The following is a 21,095-nucleotide window of genomic DNA, read 5'->3' on the forward strand; positions in this document are numbered from 1 at the left end:
GATCCTTGTAATGATTTCATAGATAAACTACAGGGCCAATTTATGTTCCCTACTTGATAACTCATAAAGTTTATTAACAAGTACATCCACTTCATCAATGGTATTCTCGTAAGACGCTGAAAAACGAAGCAACGTGGATGCCTCTTTGTATTCATACTTCATAAGTAGAGCCGTCCTTGATGGCTCAATACTGTTTGCAGAGCATGAAGATCCAGTACTGACGATCATTCCTTCACCTGCCAGTATATGAACCAAATCATCCGCGTCAGACCCAGGAATTCCAAAGAAACTCGTGTTAGGGAGCCTTTTAGCTTGAGATCCGAGAATACATGCTTTGGGGAATAAGCACGAAATTCGTTGCTCGAAATAATCCCTTACTGTTCGAACTACAGTATCTTGATTGGCCTTGAGCAATCTTGAGGTTTTTGAAGCCGCTACAGATAACCCACCTATCGCGGGAATATTTAGAGTGCCTGAGCGAAGATTATTCTGTTGTCCTCCCCCTCGAATCAAAGGCTTTAGCTGTGCACCATTACAAATTACCAAACCACCTATCCCTTTTGGTCCATGAAATTTATGGCCTGAAAAAGAGATCAAGTCCACCTCACCCAACTCTTCTGCGAAAGAGATCGGGATCTTCCCAATTGCCTGCGTAGCATCAGTATGAATGAGACATTCAGGTGCTCGTTCACGAATCAGGGATGTAGCCTCACGCAGTGGTTGAATTACCCCCGTTTCGTTGTGAGCAAACATCAGCGAAGCAAAGCGAAGATTCGAATCGACTATTGCCTCAAGCTCATCCAGATCGAAAACGCCATCTCTAGTCACCTGGAGCAAGCGTACATCCACGCCCTGCTCCTGAAGACTATCAAAAGCTTCTCCGACGGAAGGATGCTCTATTGCCGAGGTCAGAATCCATCCGCAGCCTGAGGCTCTCCGGGCTCCTTCAGCCACTGCCCAGGTGTTGGACTCAGTGGCGCCCGATGTGAAAACTACCTCATCATCAGGAGCCGCTCCGATCAACGTGCGGATCGCCGCCTTCGCAGACTCAACGACCTCCTCCAGTCCGTCCAACTGCCCGTATGCAGATGAAGCATTCCAGAAACGGGACGTCATGAACTGTGTCATGACATCCACGACTTCAGGAAAGGGTTTAGTAGTTGCGTTGTTGTCTAAATAGATCACGGCCAGGGAAGTTCCTCCGAAGGACGCAGCCCGTGTATTAGGCGCAGCAGTTGGACTATTCTTGGTACTTCTGACATGTCTAAATAAGGGACTTGAACGAAGATCGGGTGCGGTGTATCTCCGGTCTTAACGAGCATGTGACCTTGGCCGAGGAGCTTTTCTGCTCCTGCGTTTTTCTCGCCCATTGAGACCTCGGAAGTACCAGGGCTATCGACTTTAAGTATGAGGCGATTTCCCAGCTGGGAGCGCAATTGCATCGGCATGACGGTGTTGTCCGGACGCTGAGCAGCGAAGATAAGGAAAATTCCCGCAGCTCGTGCTTTGATGCTGAGTCTACCGACAAGGTCAGGAACGCGATCAGCGTAATCATCCGTTTGCATCCAATCAGCGAACTCATCGTGAATCACCCAAAGGGTCGGAAGGACTTGACCCGTGGCCTTACGGTAGTCACGGTAGTCCTTGACTTTGGCTTCCTTGAAGAGCTGGTAGCGGCGGTCCATTTCGCCGACAAGCTCCTCCAGAGTGACAATAGCGGCTGTTGGCTCATCGATTATGGTTTGTGACCCTGCTGCAACATGTGGGAGTAAATCAAGCGGCCGGTAGTCAACCCCGAACTTAGCATCAATGAGGTGGATGTGGGCCTCATCCGGAGACTTCGTTAGAGCAATGTATAGAATAAGGTTTTGGATGAGGACTGACTTTCCACTACCTGTAATGCCTGCTACCAGCGTATGCGGCTGTTTGAGCGGATCAAGGAACATGGGCCGGCCATCTTCTTCACGGATCCCGACAAGTAATTGCTCACGATACGTAATATCAGGAGAACTTTTGAAAAGCTCTACGAGGACTTGTGCGTAATGGAGAATCTGGCGATCAGGCCTTGCGATGGAGATCGAAACTCTGCCAGATTCAGGCATGACACTGATGATATGAATACCGCTTGAAGTGAAGATTTCCTCTGCTTTGGCCTCAACCGCCTGGACAGTCATATCCTTAGCCCCCTGCAACTTTATGATAGCAGCATTAGGAGTCAGGATTGGCTTGAAGTCTTCAGCCAACTTCGCTGAAAGCCCTCGTGCCAACAGCGCTGAGCGCAGATCCGCCGTAGTCTTCTCAAGCCACAACTGACCTTCTTCGATTGAAGCGGTTGCCTTGCTGGCACACTGAATGAGGTATTCGTTCAGATCCTTTCGCAGATCACCTTCGAGAAGGATAGGACGTTGTGCCTGTTCCTCTCCGACAACAGCCGAAGGGACTATGCCTTGAAGGCTCTGTGTGGGTTCACGGGGTTCCGATTGGCCAGCACTTACCACTTCCAGCGGCAAAGTTTCGTTTGGTGTTACCGATGACAAGCCATCGGAGCTACCCTCCTGAGGCTTAAAGACCTCGGGTTTTTCAGAACTCAATTTTCGTACAAGACTTGCATTGAAACCGGGATGCCCAAGTTGGGTCCGCACAAGGCGAGTCTCGTCGTGCTTATCCTCGTTCATTTGAAGCAAAATCGAGCGGGTAAGGTCAGGACCGAAGACTTCCTGCAGGGCTTGTACCTTCGTTTTTCCCCTTTGGGTTTCTATTCCTTTGCAGACCGAAACAGGCGCATCAAGATCCATCGGTGAGTGGATGAACACATGGGAATAACCCCATATGCTGAAGGTGCATTCACGGTTGCGAACCATAGAGCGCCATTTCTCAGGCTCAAAACTGCCGGGCTCTCCCTGGCCAAGGGTGCCAGTGGTGCGCGAAAGGATCATATCAGAGATGCGGGCCAACCAAACCTGCTGGTCGAAAGGACTTGGTTCGGGAATGAGTGCCTCGGATATCTGGATTAAGGTGTCGGAGAGCTGCTTCTCGGAAGTCCTGGCCGCAGCTGATACTCCCTCGTAAGTGACGAACTTGGCTTCAGTAACGATTATGTCCAAATGCGGAGTCCCGTCTGGCTGCCACTTGGGAGCCAGAACAAGGAGGTCGGCAATATTGGTTCCTTCTTTTTTCCCAAGCCAATTACTGAAATCATCGAGGAAGCACCATGCAGCGGCACGATCGTAACCCAACTCAGACTGAATAAGATAACGGGAGAGGACCATGCCGAATAGTTCATTTGTGTTGTTCGCACGCCTGGCAGCCTTTAGAACGAGTCCACCGGAGATACCGTTGGCGTCGTCCAGCAGGCGTTTTACCAGCGACTGTATAACAGCATCCGTTGTGTCGAAAGGCAAGATGGTCCGAAGTCTTTCCTTGAGGGTGTTAACAAGGAGTGTGTCTCTTGCTTTGGATGAAATGATGAGGTTGCGTCCCTGCGTGGTGCTTTGAATGTAACGGATTACCTTTACCTGCTTCTGCTCAAGAAGACGTCGATCAAGAAGTTCGTCCTGATTGACGACCCAAACCGCCAGGTCATGTGTCTCGCGCAGAATACGATCGACCCCATGATTGTCGAAATTGAGTGTGCGCATGGGAACCGGACACTGCATATTCGCCCATGCAATGTCAGCACCGTTGGTGCACATTGAAGCAATTGCGTGGAGGTAAGACCAACCAGTTTCCGTGTGAGCTGGACAACAGAGCAGCACCCGAACAATTCGGTCTCCTTCGCGAAAGGGGCGCAGCCTGTTCCATTGGTGTGGGCGATGATTGACAGGCGGTACAGTGTGCCGATCACGATCGATCCATACCCACTCTGTTTTTGCCTCAGCGGAAAGCAAGTCTCTGCAGTATGCGATATCCACCGGTTGTGAGCGGCCTTCGCGCCTCAAACGGCTTGCCGCGGCGATATTGATGCGCACCTTTGAAAGGAAATCACCGGTAGTTTCGACGGAATCTTCTGTGTCGTTATCAGATCTGGCAACGAGATCGCGATATAGATGTCGCAGGTGAGTTTCGTCATGGTGCATAAGTAACACATGACAGGTTACCGCCCCATCCTTTGATTCTCGATTCAATTTATTGAGGCATTCAACCAGTGTGCTGGGCAGTTCAGGAGAATCGCAATTGTACAGCAACACAGACAAGTTATCCCGCTCATGAGGTTGGAGCCTCAGATATTCCTGGATCTCCCCCAAGATCGTTTTGGCTGATTCCGCCGCATTATCTTCGAGGGAACGGCTTGCAACTCCAAGATCAACCGGCTCATGCAAGGTGTAAGCACCGATGGACTGGGTTGCTACACGCATGAGCGGTTCCATGTTTTCCCAGCATACGGCAATCTCGGGCTCAAGGGGATAGTTCAACATCTCCCGCATTTCACGAAAGAACAGGGTACCGGCAGTACCGTCGGAAAAAACAATCTCTCTCTCTGTGAGCAACCCAGTGATTGTGTCTAATAACTGTTCATTCCTGGCGGCTGCTGCTTCCATACGGACTGGGTGCCATGGGCAGACAACCGCCACTTTTGGCCTGTGGCCAGACTCAGCCACGGTTACCGTGCCAATTCGAAGGACGGTCCGGAGTATCCGGTAACGAATATTCTCATTCGGTACTGTACGGATCAGAGATAGCAGGCCGCGGTAAGCAGCGGCCGTCCCTGTAGCATACTTCCGTTCGAGAGCGTCATAAGCAAGGGACTCTACTGCGCTACCATAGACATTGTTGAAATCAGAAAACGCTGTTCGCAACCCCTTTGCGATCTCTTCAGGGAGGGACCGGTTACTTTCTGACTGATCGATAATAGTAGTGAACTCGGCGGCTAAAGAATTAATCCTCGTCTGTGCTGGAATAAACCTGCCACGGCCTGACGCTCCGGGAGGTGAGGCGAATCCCTGAACCGAGTTGAGAGACAGCATCAATGGGATACCTTTCCTCCCTACGGTCTCATAATTCGCAAGCCCTTCCGCAAACGCTGTCCGAGTCCTCTTCTGATAGCGACAGAGAGCATCCAGATCTGCTCCCTCCTGAGCGAGGACGGAATCCTTCGGAAACATCCATATCAGAGGAAGAGTGGCAACACGCGTTTCATTGCCACCCAGCCTCTCAAATAGGGTTACCTGGAATTCAAAACTATTGGGGGTAGTCCGGCCGCCAGCTTTTCTTGTTTTCGGAGCACTATCAAGCTTCGGACGGACCTCCGAGGAGTAAACGGGAAGATTCGTTTTCTCAAACCGTATCAGTTGCTTCGAATGCTCTGGCAACTTTCCATAGTGACGCTCAAAATACTCACATGCTTGGCGATTGGCTGAGGCAAAGTGCAACGGCTTTTGCTGACGGACTCCCTGGATAACCAGCCACGCGGCCTGATCGGGCGTACGGAGCCGCAACGTTCTTTGAAGACAATCAAGTATCCCTTCAAAAAGGTCGGAGCAGATAATCCGCTGACCGTAGACAAAATCCTCCCAGTCGAAAAGCAACTTGGGGTCATGCGAAATGTCGTCGGAGTAGGTTTCGAAAAATTCACGGTATTCGTCGGTGGCCCCTCCGCTTTTCCGAGGGTTTTGTTCGAGAGCCTTCAGGACGGCTTCATCGTCATCAGTTGGAGTGATGCCACAGACTTCAAGGATTTTGCGGGTTTTTTCAACAAATGACCGGGATGTGGTTTTCCGTTGTTTATCAAAACAGTTACGGACTATCGACCAGTCGTGCCCGAAAAGAAAAGTTTCGGTAGCTTGGCTGCGAGTACCCTCCGCTTCAATGTAAACGGCAAAAGCATCGAGGACATTGTCCGGTATATTTGGGCCCGCGTTGTCGTTACGCAGGCTGTTAAGATTCTTACGGAGATGGTCAGGATCTAAGAGCAGCCCGGTTGGGTATCGTTTGTTGAGATAACAATCCTGTTTCTGATGATCTTCGAAGAGCTTGCGCCATTGCGATGGTTGCCCGGACTTCACTGATCCCAGGGACATAAAACAATCTTCAAAAAGGGGCAGATCCAAAGCAGGGAGATGCATTCCAGAGGCTCTTAGCAAAGGAGTCCCATCCTTATATGAGGAAAGCACCTGTAGGATATATCTTGCAGCTGTGCCAATTGGGAACCGACCACACTCAAAAAGGCCCTTTATCATGGCCCCAACCTGCTTGGCAGGCTCTGGCGGGAGCGCCAGCCCAATTACGTCGGAAACTACATGAATCCAGTGCGCTGGTGCTTCATCTGCTTCCTTGAGCTGATCCGCCTTAATCGTGATCTTGTTGCTGAGAGATGAACCTACATCCGGTTCGCTGTCTGTGGTAATAACAATTTTGCCTTGACGGTCTGCATTACGTACACTGACAGCAGAGGTCTGAACGAGGCATTCTTCTGGTATGTTGTAGCCTGTCAGTTCGGAAGCCGGGAAGCCGATGCGAAGATGCCCCCAATACGTGCCTGTGTGCTGCGCAGCTTGAATGAATCCTGCGAGTTGCGCCCCAGTGAAGCCCGAAAGAACGAAGAAAGCACCGTTGAACTCGGAGTCTTCAAGTAACGGAGTGAATCTTGCTGCCGTTAACCGAAAGGCAACAGTCCCGACAATGCGGTCGGTATAAGTTATTCCGGCCTGTTCCAGGTCCGCAGCTTGGTACTGAATTTGGTCATTAGGTATCGGCATGGGTCACCGTTGTTACTTCAAGTAAGGATTACGGATGTAAGTGCAGGCATCGCTCATGCGCTGGGCAAGCCCAAGTCCGATAAGGCGGCGGGCTAGCCGCTCCTTGTTCTTGCTGAAGTCACCATCATCATGGAAATTTGCTGGAAGTTCTGTCGCGGCTTCACGCGGACCAAAGACCAAGTGATATCGTTGGTTGAGAATGCAAAGCAGTTCATCCTCTTCCACTTGATGGGTGACATTTGCGAGAACAAGCGTACGGAGCAGTCGATCGCTCGGAGCGTACCGAACTTTTGTGGTGCCACGTTTGTCGAGAAGGCCAGAAACGCGGCCTAGCCCAAGAAGCGCTGCTGCCGTTCCATCACGGTACCCGCTTTCGGCAAGAGAAATAACTTTACGCCGAACGTCATCCATACTGGACGCTTTCAAATCCTCTTCATCAATGGAACAAACCTCGGCAAGATGCTCGACGAGCAGCTCGGCCTTTTCCTCTTCAGGCAGGTCCGGGGAGTCAAGCTGCTCGTTAACATTAGAATTGGACCTGATCGCTAATTCGACAAAGCGGCGTACGGCAAGAACGCCAAGTCCCTCATTCTCATCGCGCGTGGCAATGGAAGCCTTGCGCACCACATCCATTCGCGGGCCGGGAATTTCACAGACACAGACAGGTATCTGCTCCTTTTCCAACCATTGGTTTGCCGTCTCTATGGCGTAAATGTAAATATTGAAGGATATGACGTGCATAAGGTACTCGAGCACATCCTGGTCTGGCAATCCGAGTGAAAGAAGGCTGTGGACGTCCTCGGCCAGACGATCAAAAGCTGGATGCCTCTTGTAAGGTAGATATGTTCCCCCCTTCATACTCGCTCTTTCCAGCTCCGCGGATGGAAGGAGGCTCGTGAGTAGCTTGTTGCGAATCGTGGCTGTATCGAACAGAGGGGAAAGTTTCGCGGCGAGAGAGAGCCGTAGCGGTTCGGAAGCGCGGCTGAGCATCAGGTAAGCTAATTCACCTGTCCGTGTAAAAAGGACTCTGTCGCGCTCCAGGTTCTCACTGCTGGGCTCGTAAAGTGCGGCAGGACCAATCGGAAACAGCAGTTGTCGAGTCCATGTCCGCCCGGAGCCGGGGTCCATGGTGATCCGTCTAAGAAGAGTCACGCGCGAGACTAAATCACTGAACGAATGGAAACGATGGCGCAAATACGAAAAGTCAGCTGTGAACTTATCCCCTACGGCTGCCTGGTTCTTAATTTCTCGAAGCCATATCTCCCAAGCATCATCATCGCTGCCCTGACAACGGGCGCGGACTTCCTCCATAAGGGGGTTGTTAAAGAGGATACTCCGCAAGTGAATTAAGGTGTGTGCGGAATAACGAATATCTTCTCCAGGCTCGGTAAGCGCCAACAGTTTCCCGCCGCGATGCATCGCTTCGGCCATCCCCAAGAACTCGAGCAGCAGAGCAGACCCAGGCTGTCGCTCCAGACGATGCCCCCAGATTGCTTCATTGAACCAGCCCAAGAAATCCTTCTTGGAACCAGTGTAGGGCTGCGTATTGTCTTTGTCAGTTATTTTCATGATGGTTTCATTCGCTCAGGTGAATGTGCTCCTTATGGACTTGGCCAGTCGCAGTCACGTCGAGGCGCAGGAGAACCTCAGAGTTCGGACGGATTTGTAGATCACGCAGGCAACATTGCTTCAGCGATAGAAAGTCCTCGTACGTCTCACGCGAAAAGCATGAGGGCATCGCCCCGGCGGCAATGCGCATGAGAAATTCATATCGTGAGAGGGTAAGATCGAAGCTGAAACTTCGGCCATTTGCACGGATAATCACTTTTGGGAAAGCACCGTCTGGAATAATGTCAAATCCCGGGGGATTGGCGGCAATGGAAATCTCCTCAAGCAGCAGGTCGCTTACCGGCGACGTGCTAAGATCAAGGCCAGTTGCAAGGTAGATTTCATGAGCATTCTCATCGAGCAAAAGACCGGTCCACACCCTGTTGAGTCCACCAGCCAGATGTCGGATGTGCAGTTTTGCAGGCGAGTGGCCTTCACGGATCGGGTGAAGAATATGCTCTTCGAAGTCGCCGGCATGGTGGAAAACAGTGACGGACCAGAGTTTGTAGTGTTTAAGTTGGTCTTCAGAAGCACAAAAGAAGATACGGCGCCGTTCGTGGATCAGTTCCGAAAGGAACTCAGCTGATTCCTTACCGTCGGTGATCTCCCCACGAATATAACGGAGGATAAGCCCGTCAAGTGCTGGATTACGCTGATTGAAAGGATCGTTGGCTATCAACTCAGCATGTTCTTTTTGGAGTTCCTCATCCCTGCTGCCAAAAATAATAAGCTCGTCAAGATCATTCGTGGTCTCCTCTCCGACATGAAGCATCGAGAGGAACCGATAGACATCCCTTTGGCTCCTCTGAGCCTTACCCAAGTTGAATCCAAAGAGATTGAGGTGGATAGCAGCCTTATGGCGGGTGTCTTGCCCAAGAATCTTTTTTGCTGAAGCATCCGGTCGAAAGACCTTGTCGGAAGCATCAGGATGGCCAAGGAGAGCGTTCGAGAGTAGGATCAGTATTGAGCGCAGGGGGAGATGGTGCCCCGTGGCATCGGCAATGCGGGCTAAGGTGATCAGACGATGCCTGACTGCTGGTGAGCCTAGCATCTCGAAGTTTGTCCTTATTGGGGATTTTTCGCCAAAAAGAGGATTATCCTTCTCGTCTTCAAGACATTTCCATTCTGAACGACTGAGTATACCGTCGAGGCAAAGCTGCATGAGCAAGTCGCTCGGGGTGCGAGAAAGATTTATCAAACGCAAGAGTGGAAGTGATTCTGCTTCCTTCAAGCCCGAGGCATGCAGATTGACCAGAGCCTCCCCCAAGGCTTTGAGTTCGGCCGTGCAGCTCGTTGGTAGACTCCGAATTGTTTCTAGAAGCTGGCCATCATTAACCGCAAGAACGTAGGAATGTCCGCCAGTTCCGTAGACATGCGCGGAGGCTTCCTCCAGCATTTTGACGTTTTCCGGGCTCAATATTCCCGACTCACGACGGCGCCAGCCAGTGAGATCGTAAATCATGGTCAGGCGCCTCATGCCCACCTGAGTCATAACTTCAAATGTTTGAAATCCAGTTGAGCTTTCCTTCCGCTTGGGAATAGCCCCCATCAATTTCTCTGCAAGCTGATAGCATAATGTGGTTTTGCCGTCACCAGCAGTACCTGTGAGGACAACAGTCTTGAATTCACCTGTTTCAAGGGGGAAACAATCGAGAAGGTCTTGCCATGCAGGATGGGGGAACGATAGGCGGCGCAGCCCTAAGCGGTCAGCAAGATAATCAACCTGTTCCGCTTCCTGAGCTAAGTCATCCGGCACCGGTCCGTAGGCTCTCAGGAGCCTGATCCATTTTTCACCTTCGGTCATAGCTGGGCCATCCAAGGTTTTAGAGTTGGCAAATCAAGCAACCTTCCCGGGTGGGTGGTTCATATTCCATGCCTGCTAGTATTGAAGCTAGTGGTACATCCTTCCTGCGTTGGCGCTGTTTTTCCTGAGACTTCTCCCAATTCTCGATGATCTGCTGCATCCTTTCCGGTTGCTCCAGATCTTCAAGCGACTCTTCTTTGCACCAGAAGAAAACATTTCCATTTACACGGTTAGGTTTTTCGTAAGCTTTAGCCATTTCATAATATTCCGGATGTTTTTGCTTCAACCTGACCCACTCAATCTTCTGCTGATAAAAGCAGAAATAGCACCCAGAACGACTGCGTCCCCATTCAATATATGGTGGCAACCCGATCCCCGACTCCATTAGAATCCGAACCACATCCTCATAGGCGATGCCGTCGTCACGAAAAGGAAACGAGGCAATTATATTAGGCTTGTGACTGATGTAACCAACACGGTCCTCATCTGCTCGGATACCAATATAATTTACACACTCATCGTTACCGACATAATCCTCAAAGGGTTTGAGTTTCATCATCTTCGTGCACCACCGTCTATGATTCGATGGGAGTATGCCTCCGTATCGCCTCAATAGGTCGTCAAAAGTGGTGCCAAAAGTAGTGCGGACAACCTTTGTGCCCAGATAACCTTCTAGCCTTTCCAAATATTCGTATGTTTCGGGAAGTTCCTTGCCGCTGTCATGGAAGATGTACTCCATCCCGTCAATGCGATCGCGCATGTAAATTGCGAGGGCTGCAGAGTCCTTCCCTCCCGAAAGACTTAGAATATGCCTTATCTTCTTCTGTCCATTAACGTTAGGCATCCCCGTCCCCAATCTAAGGTTCATCTTCAGCGCCATGTTGCTGCTGCCATAACAATCCGGCCGCAGCTGCCAACGCAATCTGTCCATGCTCGCCAATAAGTAACCTCAGAGCAGTCTTAACGCTTTCGAGCCGATGATCGTCCTCAGGACGCCAATTTAGAACTTCTTGGGCTTCCGAGCCGTCGGGTCGGGTTACGGTAAGCCGGACACATCGCCTGGACTGGCCACCACCAGCGACATCACCGTCAAAATATATTGATTCTACGCGGAGGTAACGGGGCACGAATGCCTCAAGGTTTTCAAAGAAAACAGCCTCGTCAGTATTACGCCACCGCTCAGGGGATTTCTTGGCAACCAACGTGGCAACAGACTCGATCCATTGCGTGTCGGGAAGGGCGGAATCGCCCAGACGCAATACGAATGCTTTGAAATCTAAGTCGTAAATGTGATCTGCGATTGCAGCAGACCTTATTGCCAGTGAACTACGAAATTCATCAAAATCCCCTCTGGAGTTAAATGCATCCTGGAGACCGTTGCGAATTCGACATAGAAGTGCCGGGTAGGCGTTACGGAGTTCTGCAATCGCTTCTGTCACCCCCTCAACAAGATCGGAAATCTGATCATCAGAAAAACATTCTGTATTAACCATAGGGAAACCCAAGGCTTCAGGAAGTTCTTTAAAAAGCAAAGTCGCGGGTTTTCGCGCAGCAAAGAGCAGATCGCGGACTTTGCGTGACCGTGGAGAAAGAACTTCACGGGCGTGCCGTACATATTCTGGAAGTGAAACTGCAAATGACACTAATGGACGAATCACAGTTAAAACATCCGGGCGTTGAGTTGTATCCGCTCCAAACGCCCTACTCAACTGATCGTACACCGCTAAACGAACCCCACTAACAGAGCAGTGTTGAAGGGCAAACATCTCGGGCTCTTTATTTAGCCGTTGGAATTGTTCACCACCAACCTTGAGGAGGAAAGTGCCATCTTCATATACTGATGTTTCTTCCCAATGCCCTGCGAGGTAAACCGCTACCAAAAGTGGCAGAAGACCGTCCCGAACCCCTAAGGGAGAGCGACGAAGTTCATCATAAATTCTGTCCACTGAAACAGTATCCAAGTCGGCCTTCAGCAGCAAATCATGGATGCATTTAAGGCTTGGCGCAAGTCGGCAAGGATCTTCGTCCAGCTCAGAATAGGAAACGAATCGCCATGAATTACCATCCTGAATATGAAGTTTCCCTTCCTTGAGTACGGACAAGTAAATAGCCAACTCCGGTGGATTTCGATCACTATTAAAACCAAGACATTCTTCAGTCGAATGAGTTGCAACGGCTTCAATCAGAAGAGTTCGAGCACGAGATGCTGCCGAACTTGTCACCCGGCGATTGATAAGTTCGTTCTGCACAATCGGACAGTCTGGGTAAAGTTCATCGCACACAACGCTCAGATAGCCGGCAATACCGCGATGTTCTTCTACCTGAATTTCTCTCCCGTTATGAAACCACTGAATTGGACGTTCACGATCAACAACAAAATCAGCCAAGAACTCCAATTCCCGACGAAGTGCAGCTTTCAGGAGCTCAATTTCTTCGCGCACGTATTCGAGCGCAAATTGATCAAACGAGAGTTCCCTGGCATTCTTACGAACCCACTCCCAACGTTTTAGTTCTGAAAGAACATGAGAGATACCAGCGACGGGCACGCTTATCCCACTTATCACATGCCTCGGTAACGTTTGAACTTTCGTCGACTCGATTGCTGATCGTTGCTCCTCTAAGGAAAAGGGAACCACAACAACTATCGTTCCATCTCCCGACGGTTGTTCTGCAGCCTGCTTTAATGCCTCCTCAGCATCCTTTGCATGAACGTAGTGGACTGAAAAATGTCGCAAATTCCCAGTCTTGACATAATGTCGCCGTGCAACCAAGTGCTTTTCTGGGAGATATTCCAAAAGGGCAGATGGGTGAGATTCTCTTCCACCCAATGCTTCTTCAGCCTGTCGAAGTAATTCCTCAAGATTTGCGCTGGTGTGTGGCCATAACGAAAGGCCTCTTGCCGTTCCTCGCTCATGTAGCAACCGCAATTCTGACACAAGGCGTTCTATGGTATCGACAGACTCTGGTCCGGACTCAGAAGCCAGCAGGATTTCACGCGTCGAAGGAAGTGCTGGATCATCAATCATGTTCAAGATCGCAGCACTTTTAAGAAGCCTTTCAGCCGTCTCCCCATATCCTGCACTCTTATCCACCACGGACTCGGCGATATCCCAACGCGCGCGAGCTGGTCCGGCGCCTAGTTGCGAAAGATTGGTTTTGAAGTAATCATAGAGGTCTGAAATCCGGTACAAATTCCCATCAATACTGACCCGATCTGCGAATGCCCTGAGACCAAACGGTTCAAAAGAAGTTAGAAAGCTTACTATAGAACGCTCGTTCTGACCGAACTTCCGAAGCAGTGCTATCAAGACTGGCAGTACAACTGGATTCAATGGAAACAGGCGGGGGGCCAGGGAGATAAGATATTCTTTAGCAGCAAGTGAACCATACAGGCCGCAATCAACAGCCTGTTGCATCACTTCTCGCATCAGGCCATGGATCTTTTTAGGTAAAAGATCCTCTTGAATCCCCAGGGTTTCAGCAAGAAGAACTGCAGTCTGCTCTACCGGCTGGGCAAAAACGATTTCCTCGAAACGACCGGCAACTTTGTCCCATTCTTTCTTGGCGACCGCATCGGCCGCCGCCGAATACGAAGCGAATCCTTGATGCAGCAATGCAAGCACCATTAATGGCTTTCCATTGCTTCGAACCGCCTTCTCTCCAAGACGTTGCAGCAAAAAAACGTCATCATCGTCTGGATGTTGCGCAGCATATCGAAGATTCTGCCCCAACTCGTCCAGAACCAGCAGCAATCCGTCCCCAATCTTCTTGGCTCGAATTCGGTCACCCAGCCGGTCCAAGAGCTTCAGAACCTCGTCGTTAGTGCTGGCAGAAGACAAAATATCACTCTTACCAAAGACTCTAGTTTCAGTTTCGCTAATTCCTCGCAGGATACAGGTCCGTAGTGGCTCTAAGTCACCCGTAACCAAAATTGGCTCCAGTTTAACTCGTTCACCCATCCAGTTCTGAAGATCCAATGGGAGTCTTTCGTCATGGCCTGCCGCAACACGTGCCAATGCCAGTGCAAAGCTGGACTTTCCCGTTCCATAGTCGCCAGTCAGACGCCAAGCGCGCTGGGAAGAAGCAGGCTGGAGACCGCTCGATACTCTCTGAAGAGTTTCACGGACCAAATTAGTCACGACATAATGTTCACTGGACCGGGGATCGTCATAATCCTCGGCCACATCTACGGAACGAAGGAAAGCTGGTCGGACCTGGAAAAGGCTTGAAACACACTGCAAATCCATCAAGCCTCCCTCATATAAGCATCTTCCAAGAGCATCTTGATGTCACTCGATGGTTGCAGCCGGCGTACAATTCTTTGGTTTGCACCTTCCAACACTGCAAACTCCTTTGGCCTATTCTGAGCTAATAGAACGAGGCGATCTCGAACTTCCGCCTCTGGCATCCGAAACACGCGGCCAGGGCTACATTTTCCAAAAGCAACGTCAGAGAACAATACTGTCTTCTCGTCTCTCACATACCGATTCCACCAATCATGCAGGCAAAACCTGAACAGTCCACCTGGGATTGAATTCTTCTTACGAACGTCGATGGAAAAAAGTGGATCACGTCCACGTTCTCCGCGACGCTCGCCGAACTTTCGGATGAAACCCAAACATGACAGTGGACTATCAAGCATATCCTCAGGCAGTTGACCTGCAACGCTATCCGATGCTACGTATGTTCTTAGAAATACATCGAGATGTTGTCGTAACGTGGTCTGAGACAAAGGCCTTGAGTATGTATCAGATTCCGCTTGAAATGCCTTCAATGCCTCGTTCAAAGTAAACTCAGGCTCATGATAAAGATTGACGAGCCAGTGCCACGCAAAGAATGGTCGGGAGGAATTGGTGGAAGCCATCCAGTGGAGGAGCCAAAGCGTACGCTGGTCTTCCAGAAAAGGATCTTTTCCGTTTGAACCAAGAACTTTCTCTCCGAATTCGGTCACCTGCCAGGAATGATCCGTGCGTTTGACCACCCCAAAGTATTCACCCCAACACTCAAGTGACATGACCATGTTTTTCCCTAATCCCAAGATTCGCATTCCTTCTCGTGGATTGGAAAACGGATTCATTCCCTTTGACACTGCTGACACAGCTTTCGGAAGCCAAGCTACTCGCAACGGAAAAGTCTCATGCCCTGAGAATGAAAACCGTTCCGACTGCACCTGCTGTGTTTGATTAAGATTTTTTTGCATCACTCCTCTGTTCACAGCTATGCTTTTCGCTGTTCTTGTCGAAATTCCAAATCTGCAGCACCGCCAGCCTTCACCCACTCGTCAACTTCGTCTCTTTTGAACTTCCAGAGTCGGCCCATACGGTGAGCGGGCATGCCGTACTTATCTATCCATCGGTAAATTGTGTCATTGCTGACACCAAGATATTTACCTATCTCCTCTACCGATAACCAGCGATCTTCTATCTCGGCCATATAAACTGATCCTCATGGCTATTCGTTGCCACATCCACCGTAAGAGAACGGGCAAGCCTGGATATAATAATCCCAGCTTAAACTTCCTTAAAATACGTTGATATAGACCGATTGTCAACCGCTATTTGCCGCAAATGACCGCATAGGCTTGCTTTGATGTAGAACAAACTGGGATGATTGGGCTTACATTCAACGTTCTTTTGTCGAGCAGGAAGGGCAGCGGTAACTTTCAGCTATTGACTCGGTGAATAAATATTCAAATTTACTATAATTTGTGATATACTTCGGGCATGAAAACTACAGATGCCCGCAAGCTAAATCAAGAAACACAGTATGAACTTCGCAAGCAAGTCGTTCGTCTCAAAGAAAAAGGCGAACTGGACAATCAAGCCATTTCAGAAATCGTCGGTTTGTGTTCAACCTACATCAGTACGATCTGGAAAAAGTACCAACGTGGCGGTCTGGATGCCATCAAGCCAGGGGTTCGTGGTCGCCGTCACGGGGAACAACGAGAACTGACAGCCATGCAAGAGGCTGATATCCAGAAGTTGCTAGTCGATAAGACGCCCGATCAGTTGAAATTGTCCTTCGCACTCTGGACCCGTGATGCCGTACGGTTGGCAATCAAGCAACATTACGGCATAGATTTGCCGCTACGAACCATCACCGACTATCTGAAGCGGTGGGGCTTTACCCCTCAGAAACCGACGAAAAGAGCCTACGAGCAAAACCCAAAGGCGGTTCAACAGTGGCATGAGACGGTCTACCCCCAGATTCAGGCCCGCGCCAAACAGGAAAAGGCCGAAATTCACTGGGGTGACGAGACCGGCATTCAGAACGATGCTTACAATACCAAAGGTTTTGCCCCCAAAGGGAAAACGCCAGTCGTGCGAATTAACGCCACGAAAAGCCGGGTCAACATGATCTCATCCATTACAAATCAGGGGAAAGTCCGGTTCATGATGTACCGGGAAACCATGACTGCCCAGGTGCTGATTAAATTCATGTCTCGGTTGATCAAGGATGCGGGCCGCAAGGTGTTTCTGATTTTGGACAACTTACGGGTGCACCACAGCAAAATGGTCAAAGACTGGCTGTTGGAGAACAAAGACCAAATCGAGGTCTTTTATCTCCCCTCGTACTCGCCGGAACTCAATCCCGATGAGTATCTCAATGGGGACCTCAAGCATTGTATCCGGTCTGGGCTTCCTCCTCGATCAGAGAAGGAACTGACCAAGAAAACCAGATCATTCATGCGAAAACTTCAAAATAGGCCACAACATGTCCGAAACTACTTCAGGCATCCAAAGATCGCCTATGCTGCCTGATTTGAACGTTTAATCACCGGAGCAATAGCAAGCCAATTCCTGTGGATATCCGGGTGATAGCTGCCACTCATCGGAATTTGGAGAGAATGGTATCCGAAAATCAATTCCGTGAAGATCTATGGTTCAGGCTTAATATCTTTCCCATAATCATCCCTCCCCTTCGCCAACGAAAAGAAGACATCCCGGCGCTTGCCCGCTTTTTTGTCGCAAAGAAATCAAGGAATCTAGATATAAGACTCATTCCTGCTATTGCGCCGGGAGCACTTGAACGTTTAATGAAATACAACTGGCAGGGCAATATCAGAGAATTGGAGAATATGGTAGAAAGAGAGCTCATCCGGCATAAAGGGGGACAGCTAATGTTCAATTCATTGCCGGACTATAGAGAAGAATCACCAACCATTTCGGATCAAAATACGCCTGAAACATATAATGCGTTGAGTCTAGACGAATTGATGTCATTGCACATCAGGAAAATTCTGGATAAAACCAACGGGAAAATTCATGGTTCGGGAGGAGCGGCAGAAATACTAGGAATAAAATCTACGACTTTGCGAGCTCGAATGGATAAATTAGGGATCAAGTACAGACGCGAGAGATTGTAGTGCTACAGATTACGTTCCGGCCTGGGCAGCATGAGTTGGAGAGGCTGCTGAAGTTCTGTATCTTGATATATCCAGCTGTTAGAAACGGGGTGAAACATTTCAGAAAATCAAATGAATCACCCCGCCGCAAGACTCCTACATCTTCAACGCTTGACGAATATGTGACTCGATCTTGGCGGGGCTGGTGATGGGCGCAAACCGTTGGAGCGGAGTCCCGTCTCGCCCGACCAAAAACTTAGTGAAATTCCACTTCACGTCTTTCCCGAAAGCGCCCGGAAGCTTTGTCTTCAGCCATACAAAAAGAGGATGAGCATTGACACCATTCACGTCGATCTTCTCGAATATGGGAAAGGTGACCCCATAGTTGATCTGACAGACAGCACGGATGGCGGACTCGTCTCCCGGCTCCTGATGCAAAAACTGGTTGCAGGGAAAGCCCAGGATAACCAAGCCCGACTCCGAGTACTTATGATAGAGCGTTTCAAGGCCCTTGTACTGAGGTGTAAAGCCGCACTTGCTTGCGGTGTTGACGACCAGCACAACCTTACCGGTGAACTGTTGAAATGAAATGTCCTCGCCCCCCAGAGAACGCGCATGAAACTCGTAGAATTCTGTCATCTACTCCTCCTTTTCTTGATTTATACAGCAGCCGCGAGTTAGGCTCCGGTGCAGGATCTGCAATGGTCGCCCTCTCCGCAGTCTTTCTTGGGGAACATATGCTCGGCTGCATACTCGGTAATATCGGCGAAGAAGTGCAGGTAGATATCCGTTTCTCCCGCCAGGGGGACCCAGTAGCCATCTATTACCCGTCCGAAATTTTCATCATAGGCCACGACCCGTTTTGCGGCCTGCTCCTGCAGCGCCTTGTTTGCCAGACATCCCCTGTGTTCTTCCTTCTTGCCTCTGTCGATGCACCGTGTCCCGGGAATGCATCCCATTGCCTCCGCCGCCTTGTTGCGGTCGAGTATGGTGCGATCCTTATGGATCAGCAGAACGGGGAACGGAAAGTTGTCCCAGAACAGGTGGAAGTTGCGGCACATTTCATCGCTGATTTCGATCTTTTTCATACATGTCTCCTTTTGTTTTTGGTCTTTGTCATCTAACTGCTTTCTGCATCTCGCTTCTCACGTCTAACACCTCACTCCGAAGTCAACAGTGCTGCGCCAGTATCTCTCGGCCGAACGGCGAGATCTCCCGCAGTCGTCTGATGATCGGCGGGAGCTCCCGGATGACCGTGTCGACCTCCTGGTCGATGTTGAAGCGGGAGAGGGAGAAGCGGATCGAGCCGTGGGCACAGGTAAACGGCACCCCCATGGCGCGCAACACATGGGACGGCTCCAGCGACCCGGAGGTGCAGGCGCTCCCGGACGAGGCGCAGATCCCCTTCTCGGAGAGGAGGAGCAGGATCGCCTCCCCTTCCACGAACTCGAAGGCAATGGAGACGGTGTTGGGAAGCCTTTCCGCACCGCCGCCGTTCACCCGGCCGGCCGGGATGAGGCGCATCAGCTCCCGCTCCAGCCGGTCCCGCATCCCTTTTACCCGGGTGTTCTCGTCGTCCATGTGCCGGGCCGCCAGCTCGCACGCCTTGCCGAGCGCGATGATGGAGGCGGTCGCCTCGGTGCCGGCACGGCGGCTCCGTTCCTGGTGCCCCCCCACCATGAACGGCCTGAACGGCACCCCCTTGCGTAGGTAAAGGGCACCGATCCCCTTGGGGGCATGGAGCTTGTGTCCCGACAGAGACAGCATGTCGACGGTCGAGGTGGCCATGTTGATGGAGATCTTCCCCACCGCCTGGACCGCGTCGGTATGGAACAGCGCCCCTTTCTCCTTGACAATCGCCCCAACCTCCTCAATGGGGAAGACCACGCCGGTCTCATTGTTGGCGTACATGATCGAGACGATGGCCGTGTCCTCGTCGATGGCGTTTTTCAGCTCGTTCAGGTCTAGCCGCCCCGCACCGTCCACGTTAAGTTCGGTCACCCGGTAGCCGCGCTTGGAGAGGCTCCTGCAGAGGGTGAGGACCGCCGGATGCTCGACCCGGGTGGTGATGATGTGCCGCTTTTCCGGGAAGACCTCCAGGGCGGAGCGGATCGCAGCGTTGTCGCTCTCCGTGCCGCAGGCGGTAAAGACGATCTCGGCAGGGTCGGCACCGAGCAACGTCGCCACCCGGCTTCTCGCCGCGTCGACCTTTTTCTGCACCTGGCCGCCAAAGAAGTGCATGGAGCTCGGATTGCCGTACAGCTCGCAGAAGTAGGGGCGCATCTCTTCAAAGACCGCCTCGTCAACCTTGGTGGTGGCGTTATTGTCGAAATAGATCTCCTTCATCCCTCCACCTCCTCGACGGTGATGTCATCGGCCACAAGCTCGCGCAGCTTCTGCTCCACGAACCGGGCGGTGTACCCGGACGAAACGCAGCCGGCGCACGTCTTGCGGAATGCGATCTGCACCATTCCCCCGTCGATGTCGATCAGTTCCAGGTCGCCGCCGTCGACCCAGAGCTGGGGGCGGACATCCTTCTCCAAAACGTCCTGGATCAGCTGCATCTTGCGGAAGTTGGTCAGCTTTTCTGGCTTCTTCCGCTTCTCCTGCGGCTACTCGCCGAGGACTTCCGCGATCAGTTCCTTGATCTTCGGGATACAGCCACCGCAAGCCCCGCCAGCCTTGGTGAAATGGGTCACCTGCTCGGCGGTGTGGAGCTTGTTGGCGGCGATCACCTTCTTCAGGAAGCCGTCGGTGAGACCGAAGCACTTGCAGACGACCTCCCCCTCCTGCTCGGCGTGCTCGTGGTCGTGGGGCGTCACCTCATGCCCCCGGTACTTGGCGATCGCCGCCTCCAGCGCCTCCTGCCCCATGACCGAGCAGTGCATCTTCTCCTCGGGGAGACCGCCGAGAAAATCGGCGATCTCCTGGTTGGTGACGGCGAGCGCCTCGTCGAGGGTCTTCCCCTTGATCATCTCCGTGAGGGCCGAAGAGGAGGCAATGGCGCTGCCGCAGCCGAAGGTCTGGAACTTGGCGTCGACGATCCGCTCCTTCTTCTCATCCAGCTTCAGGAACAGTTTCAGGGCATCGCCGCAGGCAAGACTCCCCATCTCCCCAACAGCATCGGCGTCCGGTATATCCCCCACATTTCTCGGGTTCAAGAAATACTCTTTGACCTTATCTGTATAGTCCCACATGGTTTCTCCCATTGTGATTGGTGTAAATCCTGGTTATGCATTTGACTCCAGTGACCTGAGTCGAACTGGCAGCAGAGGCGGCCGATTTCATATAAGAAATCGGCCGTTTTTGTTTTTGAAGTTTTATCGGCAACATTTGCGACGCATAAAACACATACCAAATCTGTAGTTCCAAGTTCGAGTCCGATTTGTTTAAGTCACAGGGCATCACGAAACAGGTAAAGTCGGTGTTGGCAAGAAAACGGTTCATTTGTAGATTCGCAATCAACCCTACACCGCATCTTTCATGGACCAGGCGTCCTTGGTGCCTCCCGGCGGTGCTGTGCAAGCAATCCTCCAAAGATTTGTCCGAGAACTGCGCCACACATCAACACCGGGAGGAATTTCCATTCGTATCCTGTCTTTACCCTTAGGTAAACGACCACGGGAAGCGACAGGTACAGGTA

At 51.2% G+C, this 21,095-nt stretch carries 13 protein-coding genes and 1 pseudogene; 2 read left to right on the top strand and 12 right to left on the bottom strand.

Annotation, left to right across the window (positions count from 1 at the left end; all coding sequences use genetic code 11):
- Positions 1–27: 27 nt before the first annotated feature.
- From JZM60_RS15370 to JZM60_RS15405, 8 genes are read right to left on the bottom strand one after another with little or no spacing between them, the layout of a single operon-like run.
- Positions 28–1,185 carry a cysteine desulfurase family protein gene (locus JZM60_RS15370; RefSeq protein ID WP_207163272.1) on the bottom strand — a complete coding sequence of 386 codons (1,158 nt, stop codon included), beginning with the start codon at positions 1,183–1,185 and terminating at the stop codon, positions 28–30.
- Complete coding sequence (locus JZM60_RS15375; RefSeq protein WP_207163273.1) at positions 1,182–6,695, bottom strand: FtsK/SpoIIIE domain-containing protein; 5,514 nt, start codon at positions 6,693–6,695, stop codon at positions 1,182–1,184. The genes JZM60_RS15370 and JZM60_RS15375 overlap by 4 nt, the downstream gene beginning before the upstream one ends.
- Before the next feature lie 12 nt (positions 6,696–6,707).
- Complete coding sequence (locus JZM60_RS15380) at positions 6,708–8,264, bottom strand: hypothetical protein (protein ID WP_207163274.1); 1,557 nt, start codon at positions 8,262–8,264, stop codon at positions 6,708–6,710.
- A 7-nt stretch (positions 8,265–8,271) separates the two neighbouring features.
- Positions 8,272–10,107 carry a hypothetical protein gene (locus JZM60_RS15385; protein ID WP_207163275.1) on the bottom strand — a complete coding sequence of 612 codons (1,836 nt, stop codon included), beginning with the start codon at positions 10,105–10,107 and terminating at the stop codon, positions 8,272–8,274.
- A gap of 19 nt (positions 10,108–10,126) precedes the next feature.
- Positions 10,127–10,987: a phosphoadenosine phosphosulfate reductase family protein gene (locus JZM60_RS15390; RefSeq protein WP_207163276.1), complete on the bottom strand. Its 861-nt coding sequence runs from the start codon at positions 10,985–10,987 to the stop codon at positions 10,127–10,129.
- Positions 10,965–14,354, bottom strand: a complete 3,390-nt coding sequence (locus JZM60_RS15395; RefSeq protein WP_207163277.1) for a hypothetical protein — start codon at positions 14,352–14,354, stop codon at positions 10,965–10,967. The genes JZM60_RS15390 and JZM60_RS15395 overlap by 23 nt, the downstream gene beginning before the upstream one ends.
- Complete coding sequence (locus JZM60_RS15400) at positions 14,354–15,307, bottom strand: DUF4007 family protein (RefSeq protein ID WP_207163278.1); 954 nt, start codon at positions 15,305–15,307, stop codon at positions 14,354–14,356. The genes JZM60_RS15395 and JZM60_RS15400 overlap by 1 nt, the downstream gene beginning before the upstream one ends.
- Before the next feature lie 17 nt (positions 15,308–15,324).
- The gene (locus tag JZM60_RS15405) at positions 15,325–15,540 is read right to left on the bottom strand and encodes a helix-turn-helix domain-containing protein (protein WP_207163279.1); all 216 of its coding nucleotides are present in this window, start codon (positions 15,538–15,540) and stop codon (positions 15,325–15,327) included.
- Between the two features lie 290 nt (positions 15,541–15,830).
- Between JZM60_RS15405 and JZM60_RS15410 the strand changes: the two genes are divergently transcribed.
- A complete protein-coding gene (locus tag JZM60_RS15410; protein WP_207163216.1) occupies positions 15,831–16,868 on the top strand; it encodes an IS630 family transposase in 1,038 nt (345 codons plus the stop codon).
- A 53-nt stretch (positions 16,869–16,921) separates the two neighbouring features.
- A complete protein-coding gene (locus JZM60_RS15415) occupies positions 16,922–17,473 on the top strand; it encodes an AAA-type ATPase lid domain-containing protein (protein ID WP_241426289.1) in 552 nt (183 codons plus the stop codon).
- A 135-nt stretch (positions 17,474–17,608) separates the two neighbouring features.
- On the opposite strand, the gene JZM60_RS15420 is transcribed toward JZM60_RS15415, so the two are convergent.
- From JZM60_RS15420 to nifU, 4 genes and pseudogenes are all read right to left on the bottom strand, one after another.
- On the bottom strand, positions 17,609–18,091 hold the full coding sequence (locus tag JZM60_RS15420; RefSeq protein WP_207163280.1) for a glutathione peroxidase: 483 nt from the start codon (positions 18,089–18,091) through the stop codon (positions 17,609–17,611).
- Between the two features lie 38 nt (positions 18,092–18,129).
- A complete protein-coding gene (locus tag JZM60_RS15425; protein WP_207163281.1) occupies positions 18,130–18,540 on the bottom strand; it encodes a PAS domain-containing protein in 411 nt (136 codons plus the stop codon).
- 82 nt (positions 18,541–18,622) lie between these two features.
- Positions 18,623–19,798, bottom strand: coding sequence for a cysteine desulfurase NifS (gene nifS, locus JZM60_RS15430; protein ID WP_207163282.1), 1,176 nt, complete (start codon positions 19,796–19,798; stop codon positions 18,623–18,625).
- Positions 19,795–20,649: pseudogene (gene nifU / locus JZM60_RS15435) on the bottom strand (Fe-S cluster assembly protein NifU). The gene nifS and the pseudogene nifU overlap by 4 nt, the downstream one beginning before the upstream one ends.
- Between the last annotated feature and the right edge of the window lie 446 nt (positions 20,650–21,095).

Origin of the sequence: Geobacter benzoatilyticus, from assembly GCF_017338855.1 — a bacterium.
GTDB lineage: Bacteria > Desulfobacterota > Desulfuromonadia > Geobacterales > Geobacteraceae > Geobacter > Geobacter benzoatilyticus.